This window comes from Streptomyces coelicoflavus (genome assembly GCF_003112555.1).
GTDB lineage: Bacteria > Actinomycetota > Actinomycetes > Streptomycetales > Streptomycetaceae > Streptomyces > Streptomyces coelicoflavus.
Map to the genome: position 1 here is coordinate 82463 of NZ_BEWB01000004.1, position 16163 is coordinate 98625.

The following is a 16163-nucleotide window of genomic DNA, read 5'->3' on the forward strand; positions in this document are numbered from 1 at the left end:
ACAGACTGCCCCGCGCCGTTGTCGTACGCGAGCCGTAGTCTGGGGCCCATGCAGACCTCGTCGGACCGGCACGAGTACCCCGCCCACTGGGAAGCCGACGTGGTGCTGCGCGACGGCGGCACCGCGCGCGTCCGCCCCATCACCGTTGATGACGCCGAGCGCCTGGTCAGCTTCTACGAGCAGGTCTCCGACGAGTCGAAGTACTACCGCTTCTTCGCGCCGTACCCTCGCCTGTCCGCCAAGGACGTCCACCGCTTCACGCACCACGACTTTGTGGACCGGGTGGGACTCGCGGCCACCGTCGGCGGCGAGTTCATCGCCACCGTACGCTACGACCGGATCGGCGCCGGCGGAACACCCGCCACCTCCCCGGCCGACGAGGCCGAGGTCGCCTTCCTCGTCCAGGACGCCCACCAGGGGCGCGGCGTCGCCTCCGCGCTCCTCGAGCACATCGCCGCCGTCGCCCGAGAGCGGGGCATCCGCCGCTTCGCCGCCGAGGTGCTGCCCGCCAACACCAAGATGATCAAGGTCTTCATGGACGCCGGGTACACCCAGAAGCGGAGCTTCGAGGACGGCGTGGTCCGCCTGGAGTTCGGTCTCGAGCCCACCGACCGCTCGCTCGCCGTGCAGTACGCGCGCGAGCACCGCGCGGAGGCCCGCTCCGTCCAGCGGCTGCTCCAGCCCGGCTCGGTCGCGGTCGTCGGCACCGGCCGCACACCAGGCGGTGTGGGCCGCAGCATCCTCGGCAACATCCGGGACGCGGGCTACACGGGCCGCCTGTACGCCGTGAACAGCGCCTTCCCCGAGGAGCGGAAGGAACTCGACGGGGTCCCCGCGTGCCGCTCCGTGCGCGACATCGACGGGCCCGTCGACCTGGCCGTCGTCACCGTGCCCGCCGCGCACGTCCCGGACGTCGTCGCCGAGTGCGGCGAGCACGGCGTCCAGGGACTCGTGGTGGTCTCCGCCGGGTACGCCGACAGCGGTCCCGAGGGTCGCGAACGCCAGCGTGCCCTCGTGCGGCAGGCCCGCTCGTACGGCATGCGGATCATCGGGCCCAACGCCTTCGGGATCATCAACACCTCCCCGGAGGTGCGGCTCAACGCCTCCCTCGCCCCCGAGATGCCGCGCCCCGGCCGGATCGGCCTGTTCGCCCAGTCCGGTGCCATCGGCATCGCCCTGCTCTCCCGGCTGCACCGGCGCGGCGGCGGGGTCACCGGCGTCACCGGCGTGTCCACCTTCGTCTCCTCCGGCAACCGCGCCGACGTCTCCGGCAACGACGTCCTCCAGTACTGGTACGACGACCCGGAGACCGACGTCGCGCTGATGTACCTGGAGTCCATCGGCAACCCGCGCAAGTTCACCCGGCTGGCCCGGCGGACCGCGGCCGCCAAGCCCCTGGTCGTGGTGCAGGGCGCCCGGCACGGCGGCGTGGCACCCCAGGGGCACGCCGTACGGGCGACCCGGCTGCCGCACGCGACGGTCTCCGCGCTGCTGCGGCAGGCCGGCGTGATCCGGGTCGACACGATCACCGACTTGGTCGACGCCGGACTGCTGCTCGCCCGCCAGCCGCTGCCCGCCGGACCGAGGGTGGCCATCCTGGGCAACTCGGAGTCCCTGGGCCTGCTCACCTACGACGCGTGCCTGTCCGAGGGCCTGCGCCCGCAGCCCCCGCTGGACCTGACGACGGCCGCCTCGGCCGACGACTTCCACGCGGCCCTGTCCCGCGCCCTGGCCGACGACACGTGCGACGCGGTCGTCGTCACCGCCATTCCGACGGTGGGGGAGGGGGCCGCCGGGGACGCCGCGCTGGCGGAGGCCCTGCGCTCGGCGGCGGCCGCGGTCCCCACCAAACCGGTCCTCGTGGTCCACGTGGAGCTGGGCGGCCTGGCACAAGCCCTGTCGGCGGCGGCGAGCACCGCCCCCCAGGCCGGTCCGGGCACCGGCGCCCCCCAGGCCGGGCCGGGTTCCGGAGTCTCCCAGGCCGGTCCGGGTCCCGGAGTCTCCCACGCCGGTCCCCGCCCCGCCGAGGGGGCCGCGCCCGCCGTCCCGGCCCAGCAGCCGCCCGCCGTCCGGGCGCCGGAAGGGGCCCGCCTGATCCCCGCCTACCCCGCCGCCGAGCGTGCCGTCCGTGCCCTCGGCGAGGCCGTCGCCTACGCCCAGTGGAGGCGCGACGCCGCCGACCCCGGCAAGGTGCCCGAGTACGAGGACATCGACGAGAAGGGCGCCGCCGAGCAGATAGCGGGGTACCTCGCGCGCGGGCAGGGGCTCACCCTCGGCACCCAGGAGACCTGCGAGCTGCTCGGCAGGTACGGCGTCCACGTCCACCGCGCCCTGCCCGCCCCCACCCCCGACGACGCCGCGGCCGCCGCGCGGGCCCTCGGCTACCCCGTGGCCCTGAAGGCCACCGCGCCCCACCTGCGTCACCGCGCCGACCTGGGCGGGGTCCGGCTCGACCTCGCGGACGAGGAGCAACTGCGGCGGGCCTACGCCGAATTGACCGAGCTGTTCGGGAAGCCCGCGGAGCTGCGCCCGGTGGTGCAGGGCATGGCCCCGCGCGGCGTCGACACGGTCGTACGGGCGGTCATCGACCCGGCGGCGGGCGCGGTGCTCTCCTTCGGTCTCGCCGGCGCCGCCACGCAGCTGCTCGGCGACATGGCGCACCGGCTGATCCCGGTCACCGACCGCGACGCGACCTCGCTCATCCGTTCGATTCGTACGGCGCCGCTCCTCTTCGGCTGGCGCGGCTCGGCCCCCGTCGACGCCGCCGCCCTGGAGGAGCTGCTGCTGCGGGTCTCGCGGCTGGTCGACGACCATCCGGAGGTCGTCGCGGTCACCCTGGAACCGGTCGTGGTCGCCCCGCACGGCCTGAGCGTCCTCGGTGCCTCCGTCCGCCTCGCACCCCCGCCCGCCCGCGACGACCTGGGCCCGCGGACCCTGCCGGCGTACTGACCCGCCGCGGCCCGCGGACGGTTCGGGCACGGCACCGGCACGGCCGGGCGAGGGCCGAACGCGTCCCGCGCACCGTCCCGGACGGGTACCCGCAGGAGCGTCCCTCGCAGTCAGTGGGTCCCCGTAGGATGGACGGCATGGCCAAGACCAGTACGACGACCCAGGGGCTGCGAGCGGCGATCGAGCGCAGCGGCTACTACCCGGCCCTCGTGGCCGAGGCGGTGGAGGCCGCCGTGGGCGGCGAGCCCGTGCGGTCGTACCTGGTCCACCAGGAGACGACGTTCGACCAGAACGAGGTGCGCCGGCACGTGACCGTGCTCGTCCTCACCGGCAACCGCTTCATCGTCAGCCACACCGACGAGCAGGCCGCCGACGACACCTCCCCGACGCCGTACGCCACGACGTCCACGGAGTCCGTCAAGCTCGGCCGGATCTCGTCCATCGTCGTCAGCCGCGTCGTCGCCAACCCCGAGCAGTACAAGCCGGGCACGCTGCCCCGCGAGATCGTGCTGACCATCGGCTGGGGCGCCGTCTCCCGCCTCGACCTGGAGCCCGCCGCCTGCGGTGACCCCAACTGCGAGGCGGACCACGGCTACACGGGCAGCTCCACGGCCGACGACCTCAGCCTGCGCGTCAGCGAGGCCGGCGACGGCCCCGAGACGGTGCGCCAGGCGCTCGCCTTCGCCCAGGCCCTCTCCGAGGCGACCGCGGACTCCGCCCGCTGATGGCGCAGCACACCGCCTGGGACACCTACCCGGAACCGCTCCCCGTCGACTCCGCCCCCGTACCCGAGTACGGCCGGGGCTCCCTCGCCGACCTGCTGCCCACCCTGGCCGCCGGCCTCGGCGTCCCCGGCATGACCGCGGGGATCACCGAACTGACCCCCGCCGACCGCAACTGCGTCTTCCTCATCGACGGCCTCGGCTGGGAGCAGCTGCGCGCGCACCCCGAGGACGCCCCCTTCCTGAGTTCCCTCCTGGGCAGCTCGCGCGGCGGCACCGGACGCCCGATCACGGCCGGCTACCCGGCGACCACGGCGACCTCCCTGGCCTCCGTCGGCACCGGACTGCCGCCGGGCGCCCACGGCCTGCCCGGCTACACCGTGCGCAATCCCGACACCGGCGCGCTGATGAACCAGCTGCGCTGGCAGCCGTGGACCGCGCCGGGCCCCTGGCAGCCGTATCCCACCGTCTTCGGCCTCGCCCACGAGGCGGGCGTGCACGCCGCGCAGGTCTCCTCGCCCACCTTCGCCAACACCCCGCTGACCAAGGTCGCGCTCAGCGGCGGCGAGTTCCACGGACGCCTGTCCGGCGAGGACCGGATGGACTGCGCCGCCGAGCAGCTGGCCCGCGCCGACCGCGCCCTCGTGTACACGTACTACGCCGAGGTCGACGGCGCCGGCCACCGCTTCGGCGTCGACTCCGACACCTGGCGCGGTCAGCTCGGCCACGTCGACCGGCTCGTCCAGCGCCTCGCCGAGCAGCTCCCGCCGCGCAGCGCCCTGTACGTCACCGCCGACCACGGTATGGTCGACGTGCCCTTCGACGAGGAGCACCGCATCGACTTCGACGAGGACTGGGAGCTGAAGGCGGGCGTCGCCCTCCTCGGCGGCGAGGGCCGCGCCCGCCACGTCTACGCCGTCCCCGGCGCGCACAACGACGTGCTGTTCTGCTGGCGCGAGGTGCTCGGCGAGCAGTTCTGGGTGGCCTCCCGGGACGAGGCGATCGCGGCGGGCTGGTTCGGCCCCCGCATCGACGACCGCGTGTACGACCGCATCGGCGACGTGGTCGCCGCGGCCCGCGACGACGTCCTGCTCATCGCCTCCGAGCGCGAGCCCAAGGAATCGGCGATGGTCGGCAACCACGGCTCCATGACCCCCGCCGAGCAGCTCGTCCCGCTGCTCGAAGTACGCTCCTGACCGCTCACGCCCCGTCCCTGCCGAAAGGTGCCCAACCCCTCATGCCCGAGCTGGTGTTCTTCTCCGGAACGATGGACTGCGGGAAGTCGACACTGGCTCTCCAGATCGAGCACAACCGCTCGGCGCGCGGACTGGCCGGCATGATCTTCACCCGTGACGACCGCGCGGGCGAGGGCAAGCTCTCCTCCCGCCTCGGCCTGGTCACCGACGCGGTGGAGGTCGGGGACGGCCAGGACCTGTACGCCCACGTCGTCGACCACCTCTCGCAGGGCGGCCGGGTCGACTATGTGATCGCGGACGAGGCGCAGTTCCTCGCGCCGGACCAGATCGACCAGCTCGCGCGGGTGGTCGACGACCTCGACGTCGACGTGTACGCCTTCGGCATCACCACCGACTTCCGCTCCAAGCTCTTCCCCGGCTCCCAGCGCCTGGTGGAGCTGGCCGACCGGGTCGAGGTCCTCCAGGTCGAGGCCCTGTGCTGGTGCGGCGCCCGCGCCACGCACAACGCCCGCACCGTCGGCGGCGTCATGGTCGTCGAGGGCGCCCAGGTGGTCGTCGGGGACGTCGCCCAGTCCCCGGACGAGATCGGCTACGAGGTGCTGTGCCGCCGCCACCACCGACGCCGTACGACGGCCGCGACGGCCCGGGCGGCGGCACTGTCGCCGGATGTGCTGCCCGTCTCCTCGGCCTGACGCGTCCGGAGGGGCACGCTCGGACGCGTGAGGGCGTGGAGGAGCAGGCGCTCAGCCGATGCGGGTGCCCGAGCCGCCGACCCGGACCCGGGGGTCGTCCGCGCGCAGCGTGACCGTCAGCTCGCCGGGCCGGCCCAGGTCCTCGCCCTGATGCAGGGTGAGGACGGCGTCCGCGGGGACCAGGCCCAGGTCACGGGCGTACGCGCCGAACGCGGCGGCCGCGGCGCCGGTCGCCGGGTCCTCGACGACGCCGCCGACGGGGAACGGGTCACGGACGTGGAAGACGGTGTCCGACTCCCGCCACACCAACTGCACCGTGGTGAGGTCCAGTCGGTGCATCAGCGCTTCGAGGCGGGCGAAGTCGTACGCCAGCTCCGCGAGGCGGGCGCGGGTCGCCGCCGCGAGTACGAGGTGACGCGCGCCGGCGAACGCGATCCGGGGCGGAAAGGCCGGGTCGAGATCGGCGGCCGGCCAGTCGAGCGCGGCGAGCGCCTCCCCGAGGTCGGCGTCGGTGACCTCCTCGACGTGCGGCTCGACGCTGGTGAGCGTGGCCCTGAGCGTCCCGTCCTCCTCGGACACCGTCACCGGCACGGTACCGGCGCGGGTCGCGAACACCAGCTCCCCGGGACCGGTCCGCTCGGCGAGCGCGACGGCCGCCGCGACGGTGGCGTGCCCGCAGAACGGCACCTCGGCCTTGGGGCTGAAGTAGCGGATGCTGTACGCCCGCCCCTCCCCGCCGCCCAGACCCTCCGGGGGAGCGGTCAGGAACGCGGACTCGGAGTACCCGAGCCCGGCGGCGACGGCCAGCATCTCCGCGTCGTCCATGCCGGAGGCGTCCAGCACGACACCGGCGGGGTTTCCGCCGTCGGGGGTGCTGGAGAAGGCGGTGTAGCGCAGTACCTCGGGTTCCGCGGCATTCGTCGTCATGATCGCGGCAACACGGGGTGGGGCAGGCGTATTCCGGCGTCGCCGGAGGCGCCCGCCGCGTCAGCGCGGACGCTGCAGCAGCGAGAACCGCGCCCCCTCCGGATCGGCCACCGTCGCCACCCGCCCGTGGGCCGTGTCCCGGGCCGGCGTGAGGACGTGCCCGCCCAGGCCGGCCAGCAGCTCCACGGACGCGTCCGCGTCGGCCACCTCGAAGTACGTCATCCAGTGCGGGCCCCGGTCGCGCGGCAGGGCGTCGCCGACGCCGTGGAGGGCGGCGACGGGGTGGCCGTCGAGGAGCAGGGTGACGTGGTCGCGGCCGGGGGCGGCGTCCGGGGCCGGTTCGAAGCCGAAGACCGTCTCGTAGAACTTGGCGACGCCCCTCGTCTCGTACGTCAGCAGCTCGTTCCACACCGGTGTGCCGGGTACCCCGGCGACGGCCGTGCCCAGGTGCGCGGCCGCCTGCCAGATGCCGAAGACGGCGCCCGACGGGTCGGAACCGATGGCCAGGCGGCCCGCCTCGCCCGCGTCCAGGGGACCGACGCCGACCGTGCCGCCGCACAGGCGCACCGTTTCGGCCGTCCGGTTGACGTCGTCGGAGGCGAAGTAGGGCGTCCAGGCGGTGGGCAGTTGCCGGTCCGGCGGCAACTGCCCGATACCGGCCACCTCCCGCCCGTCGAGCAGGGCCCGCACGTACGGGCCCAGTTGCTGGGGCCCCGGCCGGAACTCCCAGCCGAACAGGGCTCCGTAGAAGTCGTGGGTGGCGGCCGGTCCGTGCACCATCAGGCTCACCCAGCAGGGCGTGCCGGGCGCGCGCCGGGCGTTCGTCTCGCCGATCCGGCTGTCCGATCCCCGTGCGTCGGTCATCGTCACCCTCTTCTCGGCCCTCCGCGGGCCGTGCGTCCGCTTCCGCTCCGACGGGCCTTCGCGGCCTTCGCGCCGAAGCCGGCACCGGATCCGGTGCGGCGCTTCGGGCCTGCTCGCGCTCTCGGGGCAGCCCGCCCTGCCCGGGCAGTACAGCATGTGCCCGAACCCGTACGCCTCGTGATCGGTACTGTCCGGCGGGCAGAGTAGCCCGACATCGACGCCTCGGCCACTCGGTACGTCAGGATGGGGCCATGAACGCCATCATCACCGCATCCGAACTGGCCGGCGAACTGGCGGGCGCCCACCCGCCCGTCCTCCTCGACGTCCGCTGGCAGCTGAGCACGGCGAAGGCGGCCGGGGCCCCGCCGTTCGACGGCCGGGCCGCGTACGGGGCCGGGCACCTGCCGGGTGCCGTCTACGTCGACCTGGACGGGGAACTCGCCTCCGCGCCCGGCGCGAACGGCCGTCACCCGCTGCCCGACGTGGCGGAGTTCGGCGCGGCGATGCGCCGGGCGGGCGTGTCGTCGGGGCGGCCGGTCGTCGCCTACGACGGCGGACAGGGGTGGGCGGCGGCCCGAGCCTGGTGGCTGCTGCGGTGGGCGGGTCATCCGAACGTGCGGGTCCTCGACGGCGGGTTGACGGCGTGGGAGGGACCGCTGTCGACGGACGTCCCGACGCCCGCGGAGGGCGACTTCGCGCCGGCGCCGGGCGCGGCGGGGCTCCTGGACGCGGACGGAGCCGCCGCGCTGGCGCGGTCCGGGGTGCTGTTCGACGCCCGCGCGGGGGAGCGCTACCGGGGCGAGGTCGAGCCGATCGACCGGGTCGGCGGGCACATCCCCGGCGCCGTGTCCGCGCCCACGACCGCCAACGTGGCCGCCGACGGGCGCTTCCTGCCGGCCGGGGAACTCCGGGCGCGCTTCAAGAGCCTGGGGGCCACGGAGGACGGCGCGGTCGGCGTGTACTGCGGCTCGGGTGTGTCGGGCGCCCACGAGGTGCTCGCGCTGGCGGTGGCGGGCATCCCGGCGGCGCTGTACGTGGGGTCGTGGTCCGAGTGGTCGTCGGACCCGGACCGCCCGGTCGCGGTGGGGCCGGACCCGCAGTAGGGCCGTGCGCGGGTGCGACTGCCCGCGGTGAGACGGTGAAAGGGGGCGGGGCCGCACCCACGCGGTGCGGCCCCGCCCCCTTTCGTCTGCTCCGGGCAGGAGGCGGGCTACTCCTGCTTCTTGCGCCGTGTTCCGAACACGATCTCGTCCCAGCTCGGCACCGCCGCACGGCGGCCCGGCCGGACACCGTCTGCCTCGGCCTGGCGGTCGGTGGAACCGGTGAGGCGGTCGCGGTGGCTGGCCACCGAGCGCGGCATGAGCACGTCCGCGTAGGCGGAACCGGCCGACGCCGCGGGCGCGGGCGGCTCCTCCACCTCGGGTTCCTCGACGGGCTCCTCCACCGGTTCCGGAGCACGCTCGGGCACCACCAGGTCGCCCCGGAAGCTCGGTACGGCCTCCAGCAGGCTGGTGAGCGAGTCGCGTTCGCGTTCGGCCGAGGCGGTGGCCGCGGTGTCCTCGGCCGGCTCGGACGGCGGCGGTGGCAGGCTCGGCCGCTCCCGCTGCTCCCGGTCGAGGGTGCGGTCCAGCGGCCGGTCGCGCGGCAGCCGGGCGATGCGCGGTACGAACGGGAAGCTGGGCTCGGGCGCGGCGAGGTCGTCGGACTCCCCGATCAGCGCGCGCGCCTCCGCGTCGACGGCCTGGACGAGCCGCCGGGGCGGGTCGTACGTCCAGCTCGCCGAGTGGGGTTCGCCCGCGACCAGGTAGACCAGCAGGACTTCCCAGGTGCCGTCGTCCCGGCGCCAGGAGTCCCACTGGACGGTGTCCTTGTCCGCGCCGCGCAGCAGCAGCCGCTCCTGGACGGCCTCACCGAGGGGCGGTCCGGAGTTCTCGCCGGGGCGGCGGACGGGGGTCTTGCGGGCCCGCTCGGCCATGAAGGCGCGCTCGGCGAGCACGGGGCCCTCGAAGCGCCGTACGCGGTCGACGGGGATGCCGGCCATCTGCGCGACCTCTTCGGCGGTCGCGCCGGCTCGTATACGTGCCTGGATGTCGCGGGGGCGGAGATGGCTCTCCACCTCGATCTCGATCTGGCCGAGGCGGGGACGGTCGCCGCGCACGGCGGCCCGGAGCCGCTCATCGATCGGAAGCGTGTACTCCGTGCTGTCCGCAGCCTTCAGCACCAGCCGTGTGCCGTCATTCGAGACGGCCACGACACGCAGTTCGGGCATGGGGACCTCCCGGGTGGTGCCTGCCGACGTCACGTGCGTCGCTGCTTCCGCTCTGTCGAGTGTGACCTGCCCGGGTGCAGCCTGCCACAACCTTGCCGAGTTGCCCGGCGTGTCGGGCACGGGCCCTGGATCGCCGTTATGGCACGGTTACTTGTTCGCAACGCTAAGTGACCAACTCGGTCACCCTGTGCAAGTAGCCCCCTCCCGGCGGTCCTTCGAGGTGCCGGACCCCCTGTCGGGAGACCGGCTCCAGGGCTCGCAACAGTACTCCATTCGGACCACGTGCGTGGATTGGCGCGCCGCCCAACTTCTCGCAAGAGGTGGTGTCCGGCCGCATCCGGTGCGGCTGCCGCGATCTTGGACGTGGCGTACTTCACGCAATCACCAGAAACGGAACTAATGGTTTCGGTCGCACGTCCCTTTCTCGTGCAGTTGATCGCTCCCGTGCCGGAAAGGAAGGCAAGGTCCGAGGATGCGTGAAAGGTCCGATGACGCGGAGGCCGACGTGAGTTCGAAGGGGGAGCCCAGGCGGATCGACCTGAGTGTGCCCCAGGTCGCCGGCAGCGCCCTGGCCGCGGTGGTGGCCGCCAAACTCGCCTCCTCCTTCGGCGTCTACGGCACGATCGCCGGCGCCGGCCTGATCAGTGTCGTCGCCACCTGCGGGGGCTCGGTGCTCCAGCACTTCTTCCGGCGCACCGGGGAGCAGATCCGGGTGAAGCGCACCGTCACCGCCGTGCGGATCGGCGGGCGGCCCGTGTCGGTTCCGGTCACGGTGCCGGATGCGGGGCCGGTTTCCGCCGCGGGACCGGCCTCGGCCCCGGGCGATTTCACCGAGGGGACCATCTATCGCGCGCGGACCCGGGGCTGGCGGCGCCCGCTGGTCGCGGCGGCACTCGTCTTCGGCGTCACCATGGCCGGGATCACCGCGTACGAGGTCGCCTCCGGCCAGAGCCTGAGCGGCGGCCGCAGCACCACCGTGGGCAGCGCCTTCACCGGACACCACGAGTCCGCGCCGGGTTCCGGGGAGTCGGGCGGCTCCGGCGACTCCGAGGACGCGCAGGACGGCCGGGACCCGGGTGATTCCGGTGTCCCGGGCGACTCGGAGGACGCGGGCGGCTCGAAGGGCTCCGGTTCCGGCGGCGACACCCCCGCCGCCACCCCTTCCGGGAGCCCGGAAGGCGGTGCCGCGGAGGGCGGCGGTACGGAGGACGGTGGCACGCCGTCCAGCCCGGCGCCCACCCCGGACGCCACCGGCGAGGAGGGCACCGGCGGCACCGGGGCCCCCGACCCGGGTGCCTCGGCTACGGCCCCAGAACCCGGCGCAAGTAGTCGTTCAGGAACAGACGGTCCGGGTCAAGACGGTCCCGCAGCGCCGTGAACTCGCCGAAGCGCGGGTACACCTGGGAGAAGTACTCGGCGTCCCGGGTATGGATCTTGCCCCAGTGCGGCCGCCCCTCGTGCGCGGTGAAGATCCGCTCGGCGGCAGTGAAGTACGCCTGGTAGGGCGTGCCCCGGAACATGTGGACGGCGACGTACGCGCTGTCGCGTCCCGAGGCGGTGGACAGCGTGATGTCGTCGGCCGGGGCCGTGCGCACCTCGACCGGGAAGCTGATCCGCAGCCGCGAACGGTCGACCATCGTCCTCAGTTCGCGCAGTACCCCGACGACGGCCTCGCGCGGAACGGCGTACTCCATCTCCACGAACCGCACCCGGCGGGGTGATGTGAAGACCTTGTAGGGAGTGTCCGTGTACGTCCGCGCGGAGAGCGCCCTGCTGGAGATCCGGGCGATCGCCGGGACGGCGGCGGGGGCCGCGCGGCCGACCCAGTTCGCCGCCTGGAAGACGCCGTTGGAGAGGAACTCGTCGTCCAGCCAGCCCTGGAACCGCCCCACCGGCCGCTCCGGACCGGCGCTGCGGTTGTTGCGCTTGGTGTTGGTGCTGCCGGTGTGCGGGAACCAGTAGAACTCGAAGTGCTCGTTCTCCGACCACAGTTCGTCGAAGTCGGACAGGACCCGGTCGAACGGCATCGGCTCCTCGCGGGCCGTGAGCAGGAAGACCGGCTCCACGGCGAAGGTGATCGCGGTGACGACGCCCAGCGCGCCGAGGCCGATCCGCGCCGCGGCGAACACCTCGGGGTTCTCGTCCGCGGAGCAGGTCAGCACCGAGCCGTCCGCCGTGACCAGCTCCAGGGCCCGGATCTGCGCGGCGATCGAGGCGGAGTCGCGGCCCGTGCCGTGGGTGCCGGTGCTGGTGGCCCCCGCGACGGTCTGCTCCATGATGTCGCCCATGTTGGTCAGCGACAGGCCCTCACGCGCGAGCGCCATGTTGAGCCTCTTGAGCGGGGTGCCGGCCTCGACCGTGACCGTCATCGCGTCGCGATCGATGTCGCGGATGCCCGTCAACAGTTGAGGGCGGATCAACACACCGTCCGTCGCGGCTATCGACGTGAACGAGTGCCCGGTGCCGACCGCCTTGACCCGCAGCCCGTCCTCGGCCGCCTTGCGAACGGCGGCGGCCAGTTCGTCGACGGAGGCGGGAGCGGCCTCCCGCGCGGGGCGCGCCGAGACGTTGCCGCCCCAGTTACGCCATGTGCCGTTCCGGCCGCTCGTCCTGCCGCTCGCCGTGCGTGTGCTGCTCAACGGTCCCTCCCCGACGCGGTGCCGGCCGCTTGAGCCGGCGGTACCCGAGGAAACCGACCGCGACCGCGACGGCCCCGGCCACCGCCGGAACCCCGTACCCGGCACGCGCCCCGGAGGCGTCGATCACCCAGCCGCCCGCGGAGGAGCCGAGCGCGACCCCGACCGCGAGTCCGGTGCTCACCCAGGTCATGCCCTCGGTGAGCTGCGTGCGCGGCACGTGCTCTTCGATGAGGGACATCGTCGTGATCATCGTGGGAGCGATGGACAGACCCGCAACGAACAGCGCCGCGGCCAGAAACGGCAAGTTTCCGACCAGTAGGAGGGGGATCATACTCACGGCCATCGCACACACGCCCAGGAGCCAGCGGCGTTCCGGCGGCCCGGCGAAGCGCAGCAGCCCGAAAATCATGGCCGCCGTGCACGATCCCGCCGCGTAGAGGGCGAGGACGAGACTGGCGGCGGCCTTGTGCCCCTCCTCCTCGGCGAACGCCACGGTGACCACGTCGATGGCCCCGAAGATCGTCCCCGTGGCCGCGAAGGTGCCGACCAGCACCTGGAGGCCCCGGGAGCGCAGTGCGGTGCCGCCGCCCGTGTGCTCGCGCGGGTGCGGTTCCGGCTCGGTGGCGCGCTGCGAGGTCAGCCAGAAGACGCCCGTCGCCAGGAAGCAGGCGGCGAGCAGCGGCCCGGCCTCCGGGAACCAGGCCGTGGACAGGCCGATGGAGACGATCGGGCCGAAGATGAAGCAGACCTCGTCCACCACGGACTCGAAGGAGTACGCGGTGTGCAGTTGCGGCGTGCCCCGGTACAGGGCCGCCCAGCGGGCCCGGACCATCGCGCCGAGACTCGGCACGCAGCCGATGCCCACACAGGCCACGAACAGCACCCAGTCCGGCCACCCGTAGTGCGCGGCGAGCAGCAGAAGCGCCGCCGCGGCCAGTGACACCAGGGTCGCTGGGCGCAGCACCCGGCGCTGCCCGTACCGATCCACCAGGCGCGAGACCTGCGGGCCGGCCACGGCTGCGGCGAGCGCGATGGTGGCCGACAGGGCCCCGGCCAGTCCGTACCGCCCGGTGAGCTGGGAGATCATCGTCACCACGCCGATGCCCATCATCGACAGCGGCATCCGGCCGAGGAAGCCCGCGGCGGAGAAGCCCTTGGTGCCGGGGGCGGCGAACAGGGCGCGGTAGGGACTGGCCAACGAGGTCTCCGAAGCGGCTCAGTGACGGCAGGGCGACGGCAGGGCGACGGCTTCGTAAGGTGCGAACGCAGTCGATACAGCTTACTCGTCACCGCGCCCGAAGACACCCCCTCGGACCTGGTGACACGCACGGTCGGTGCCCCGCCGTTTCCCCGCTGTCAGTGCCGGGTGGCAGGATCGGGGCATGCCAGACGTGCTCGATGCCAGCCCCTACGACGCCCTGCTCCTGCTCTCGTTCGGCGGCCCGGAGGGCCCGGACGACGTGGTCCCGTTCCTGGAGAACGTGACGCGGGGGCGCGGCATCCCCAAGGAACGCCTCAAGGAAGTCGGACAGCACTACTTCCTCTTCGGCGGGGTCAGCCCCATCAACGACCAGAACCGCGCCCTGCTGGACGCCCTCCGCAAGGACTTCGCCGAGCACGGTCTGGACCTGCCGGTCTACTGGGGCAACCGCAACTGGGCGCCGTACCTGACGGACACCCTGCGCGAGATGGTCCGCGACGGCCGCCGCCGCATCCTGGTGCTCGCCACCAGCGCGTACGCCTCGTACTCGGGCTGCCGCCAGTACCGCGAGAACCTCGCGGACGCGCTGGCCGCCCTGGAGGCCGAGGGCCTGGAGCTGCCGGAGATCGACAAGCTCCGGCACTACTTCAACCACCCCGGCTTCGTCGAGCCCATGGTCGACGGGGTCGTCCGCTCCCTCGCCGAGCTGCCCGAGGAGGTCCGGGAGGGCGCGCAGATCGCGTTCTGCACCCACTCGATCCCGAATTCCGCCGCCGACACCTCCGGACCGGTCGAGGAGCACGGTGACGGCGGGGCGTACGTGCGCCAGCACCTGGACGTGGCGCGGCTGATCGCCGACGCCGTACGCGAGCGCACCGGCGTCGACCACCCCTGGCAGCTCGTGTACCAGTCGCGCTCGGGCGCGCCGCACATCCCCTGGCTGGAGCCCGACATCTGCGACCACCTGGAAGAGCGGCACGCGGCCGGTGTCCCCGCCGTGGTCATGGCGCCCATCGGGTTCGTCTCCGACCACATGGAGGTCCTGTACGACCTCGACACGGAGGCCACCGCCAAGGCCGGTGAGCTGGGGCTGCCGGTGCGCCGCTCGGCCACCGTGGGCGCCGACCCCCGTTTCGCGGCGGCCGTCCGCGACCTCGTCCTGGAGCGGGCGGGTGACGAGCGCGGGCAGGAGGTCACGCCCTGCGCCCTCGGCACGCTCGGTGCGAGCCACAACCTGTGCCCGGTCGGCTGCTGTCCCGCCCGTGCCCCCCGGCCCGCGGCGGCCGGTGCCGACAGTCCCTACGCCTGAGGAGCCCCGTGACCGACGTGACGCCCGACCCGCTCCACGCCGACCTGCTGAAGATCGCCCAGGAGGCGGCCCACCGCGCCGGCGAGCTGCTGCGGGACGGCCGCCCGGCCGACCTCGCGGTCGCCGCCACCAAGTCCAGCCCGATCGACGTCGTGACCGAGATGGACATCGCGGCGGAGAAACTGATCACCGGGCTGATCGCCGACCGCCGCCCCGACGACGGCTTCCTCGGCGAGGAGGGCTCCGCCACGGAGGGCACCAGCGGTGTCCGCTGGGTCATCGACCCGCTCGACGGCACGGTGAACTACCTCTACGGGCTTCCCACCTGGGCGGTCTCCATCGCCGCCGAGCAGGACGGCGAGCGGGTGGCCGGCGTGGTCGTGGCCCCGATGCGGGGCGAGACGTACCACGCGCTGCTGGGCGGCGGCGCCTGGGCCACGGGTGCCTGGGAGGGCGAACGCAGGCTCGCCTGCCGGTCCGCGGCCCCGCTGGACCAGGCGCTGGTCTCCACCGGTTTCAACTACGTCGCCGACGTCCGCGCGGAGCAGGCCGAGATCGCGCGTCGGCTCATTCCGCTGGTGCGGGACATCCGGCGCGGCGGCTCGGCCGCGATCGACCTGTGCGACGTGGCCGCGGGACGCCTCGACGGCTACTACGAGCGCGGACTGCATCCCTGGGACCTCGCGGCGGGCGACCTGATCGCCCGGGAGGCGGGCGCGGTGACGGGTGGACGCCCCGGTGAGCGTCCCGGCGCCGACCTGACCATCGCCGCCACCCCGGCCGTCTTCGAACCGCTCCAGAGCCTCCTGGCGGACTTCGGCGCGTAGGCCTCCGGCGGTCGGGCGGAAGCCGGGTGCCGGCCGGCGCGGGGGAGTGCCGGGGGCGCGGCCCTCCGGCGCCTCGGGCCGGGCCTCCCCGGCCGTGTGCAGCCTGCCGGGCCGAGGGTCCAGCGCGAGGTGGGGCCCTCGGCGCGGGGAAGTGGCGTTCCGTCGGCGGCGTGGCCGGTGGTGACAACCCCGTGCGGGGCCCGGCGACCGCCTCCTGCCCGGCCGCCGGACGGCACCGCGCACGAGCACCGCGCACGACGAGGCCCCGGCGCTGGATCTCGCCGGGGCCTCGTCCTTCGCGGGCCGATCAGGCGTTGGTCGCGCTGACCTCCACACCGTGCTCGGCAGCGAGACGGCGCAGATCGTCGAGCTCGCCCAGCTCCACCTCGACAAGGAACTCGTCGCCCTCGTCGCGGGCCCGGGAGAGGTCGGACTCGGTCGTCTTTATGCGCTGCAGAAGTCCTGCGGTGAAAGCGTCCATGCTGCGCCCCCTCGTCCTGGGTCGTGGGTCGTTGGCACGGGGGTGTGCCGATCGGAAGGGACGATCACGTCTCCGGTGGAGTGCCCA

The 16163-nt window shown here is 73.9% G+C and carries 14 protein-coding genes; 8 read left to right on the plus strand and 6 right to left on the minus strand.

Annotation, left to right across the window (positions count from 1 at the left end; all coding sequences use genetic code 11):
- Window positions 1–48: 48 nt before the first annotated feature.
- The 4 genes from Sco07f_RS08945 to Sco07f_RS08960 all read left to right on the plus strand — a co-directional run bounded on the left by Sco07f_RS08945 (window position 49) and on the right by Sco07f_RS08960 (window position 5559).
- Window positions 49–2949, plus strand: coding sequence for a bifunctional acetate--CoA ligase family protein/GNAT family N-acetyltransferase (locus tag Sco07f_RS08945; protein WP_108987481.1), 2901 nt, complete (start codon window positions 49–51; stop codon window positions 2947–2949).
- A gap of 128 nt (window positions 2950–3077) precedes the next feature.
- On the plus strand, window positions 3078–3674 hold the full coding sequence (locus Sco07f_RS08950) for a DUF5998 family protein (RefSeq protein WP_042825364.1): 597 nt from the start codon (window positions 3078–3080) through the stop codon (window positions 3672–3674).
- Window positions 3674–4867 carry an alkaline phosphatase family protein gene (locus tag Sco07f_RS08955; RefSeq protein ID WP_108987482.1) on the plus strand — a complete coding sequence of 398 codons (1194 nt, stop codon included), beginning with the start codon at window positions 3674–3676 and terminating at the stop codon, window positions 4865–4867. Before Sco07f_RS08950 ends, Sco07f_RS08955 begins: the two co-directional genes overlap by 1 nt.
- 41 nt (window positions 4868–4908) lie before the next feature.
- Window positions 4909–5559, plus strand: a complete 651-nt coding sequence (locus tag Sco07f_RS08960) for a thymidine kinase (protein ID WP_007445131.1) — start codon at window positions 4909–4911, stop codon at window positions 5557–5559.
- Between the two features lie 51 nt (window positions 5560–5610).
- Here Sco07f_RS08960 and Sco07f_RS08965 read toward each other — a convergent pair whose 3' ends face one another.
- Both Sco07f_RS08965 and Sco07f_RS08970 read right to left on the minus strand, forming a co-directional pair.
- Window positions 5611–6486, minus strand: a complete 876-nt coding sequence (locus Sco07f_RS08965; RefSeq protein WP_054099842.1) for a PhzF family phenazine biosynthesis protein — start codon at window positions 6484–6486, stop codon at window positions 5611–5613.
- Between the two features lie 60 nt (window positions 6487–6546).
- Entirely contained in the window at window positions 6547–7350 is an 804-nt protein-coding gene (locus Sco07f_RS08970; RefSeq protein WP_108987483.1) for a VOC family protein, read from the minus strand.
- Between the two features lie 251 nt (window positions 7351–7601).
- Here Sco07f_RS08970 and Sco07f_RS08975 point away from each other — a divergent pair, with 251 nt between their 5' ends.
- Window positions 7602–8453, plus strand: coding sequence for a sulfurtransferase (locus tag Sco07f_RS08975; RefSeq protein WP_108987484.1), 852 nt, complete (start codon window positions 7602–7604; stop codon window positions 8451–8453).
- A 107-nt stretch (window positions 8454–8560) separates the two neighbouring features.
- On the opposite strand, the gene sepH is transcribed toward Sco07f_RS08975, so the two are convergent.
- On the minus strand, window positions 8561–9619 hold the full coding sequence (gene sepH, locus Sco07f_RS08980) for a septation protein SepH (protein ID WP_007445126.1): 1059 nt from the start codon (window positions 9617–9619) through the stop codon (window positions 8561–8563).
- A 472-nt stretch (window positions 9620–10091) separates the two neighbouring features.
- Between sepH and Sco07f_RS08985 the strand changes: the two genes are divergently transcribed.
- The gene (locus tag Sco07f_RS08985; protein ID WP_108987485.1) at window positions 10092–10997 is read left to right on the plus strand and encodes a hypothetical protein; all 906 of its coding nucleotides are present in this window, start codon (window positions 10092–10094) and stop codon (window positions 10995–10997) included.
- On the opposite strand, the gene Sco07f_RS08990 is transcribed toward Sco07f_RS08985, so the two are convergent.
- Both Sco07f_RS08990 and Sco07f_RS08995 read right to left on the minus strand, forming a co-directional pair.
- Window positions 10921–12258 (minus strand): D-arabinono-1,4-lactone oxidase, encoded by a 1338-nt coding sequence (locus tag Sco07f_RS08990; RefSeq protein ID WP_108987486.1) that lies wholly within the window; start codon window positions 12256–12258, stop codon window positions 10921–10923. The genes Sco07f_RS08985 and Sco07f_RS08990 overlap by 77 nt on opposite strands.
- Complete coding sequence (locus Sco07f_RS08995; protein WP_087789302.1) at window positions 12200–13456, minus strand: MFS transporter; 1257 nt, start codon at window positions 13454–13456, stop codon at window positions 12200–12202. Before Sco07f_RS08995 ends, Sco07f_RS08990 begins: the two co-directional genes overlap by 59 nt.
- 184 nt (window positions 13457–13640) lie before the next feature.
- Between Sco07f_RS08995 and Sco07f_RS09000 the strand changes: the two genes are divergently transcribed.
- Window positions 13641–14768: a ferrochelatase gene (locus tag Sco07f_RS09000; RefSeq protein ID WP_007445143.1), complete on the plus strand. Its 1128-nt coding sequence runs from the start codon at window positions 13641–13643 to the stop codon at window positions 14766–14768.
- Between the two features lie 8 nt (window positions 14769–14776).
- Window positions 14777–15595, plus strand: coding sequence for an inositol monophosphatase family protein (locus Sco07f_RS09005; protein ID WP_007445144.1), 819 nt, complete (start codon window positions 14777–14779; stop codon window positions 15593–15595).
- A 307-nt stretch (window positions 15596–15902) separates the two neighbouring features.
- Here the strand turns inward: Sco07f_RS09005 and Sco07f_RS40090 are convergent, their stop codons facing one another.
- Window positions 15903–16076, minus strand: coding sequence for a hypothetical protein (locus tag Sco07f_RS40090; RefSeq protein ID WP_007387792.1), 174 nt, complete (start codon window positions 16074–16076; stop codon window positions 15903–15905).
- Between the last annotated feature and the right edge of the window lie 87 nt (window positions 16077–16163).

Coding starts and splice junctions, on each gene's coding strand:
- Sco07f_RS08955 (WP_108987482.1), top strand. CDS start 3,674: ATGGCGCAGCACACCGCCTGGGACACCTACCCGGAACCGCTCCCCGTC.
- Sco07f_RS40090 (WP_007387792.1), bottom strand. CDS start 16,076: ATGGACGCTTTCACCGCAGGACTTCTGCAGCGCATAAAGACGACCGAG.
- Sco07f_RS08965 (WP_054099842.1), bottom strand. CDS start 6,486: ATGACGACGAATGCCGCGGAACCCGAGGTACTGCGCTACACCGCCTTC.
- sepH (WP_007445126.1), bottom strand. CDS start 9,619: ATGCCCGAACTGCGTGTCGTGGCCGTCTCGAATGACGGCACACGGCTG.
- Sco07f_RS08970 (WP_108987483.1), bottom strand. CDS start 7,350: ATGACCGACGCACGGGGATCGGACAGCCGGATCGGCGAGACGAACGCC.
- Sco07f_RS08985 (WP_108987485.1), top strand. CDS start 10,092: ATGCGTGAAAGGTCCGATGACGCGGAGGCCGACGTGAGTTCGAAGGGG.
- Sco07f_RS08960 (WP_007445131.1), top strand. CDS start 4,909: ATGCCCGAGCTGGTGTTCTTCTCCGGAACGATGGACTGCGGGAAGTCG.
- Sco07f_RS08975 (WP_108987484.1), top strand. CDS start 7,602: ATGAACGCCATCATCACCGCATCCGAACTGGCCGGCGAACTGGCGGGC.
- Sco07f_RS08945 (WP_108987481.1), top strand. CDS start 49: ATGCAGACCTCGTCGGACCGGCACGAGTACCCCGCCCACTGGGAAGCC.
- Sco07f_RS08950 (WP_042825364.1), top strand. CDS start 3,078: ATGGACGGCATGGCCAAGACCAGTACGACGACCCAGGGGCTGCGAGCG.
- Sco07f_RS09000 (WP_007445143.1), top strand. CDS start 13,641: ATGCCAGACGTGCTCGATGCCAGCCCCTACGACGCCCTGCTCCTGCTC.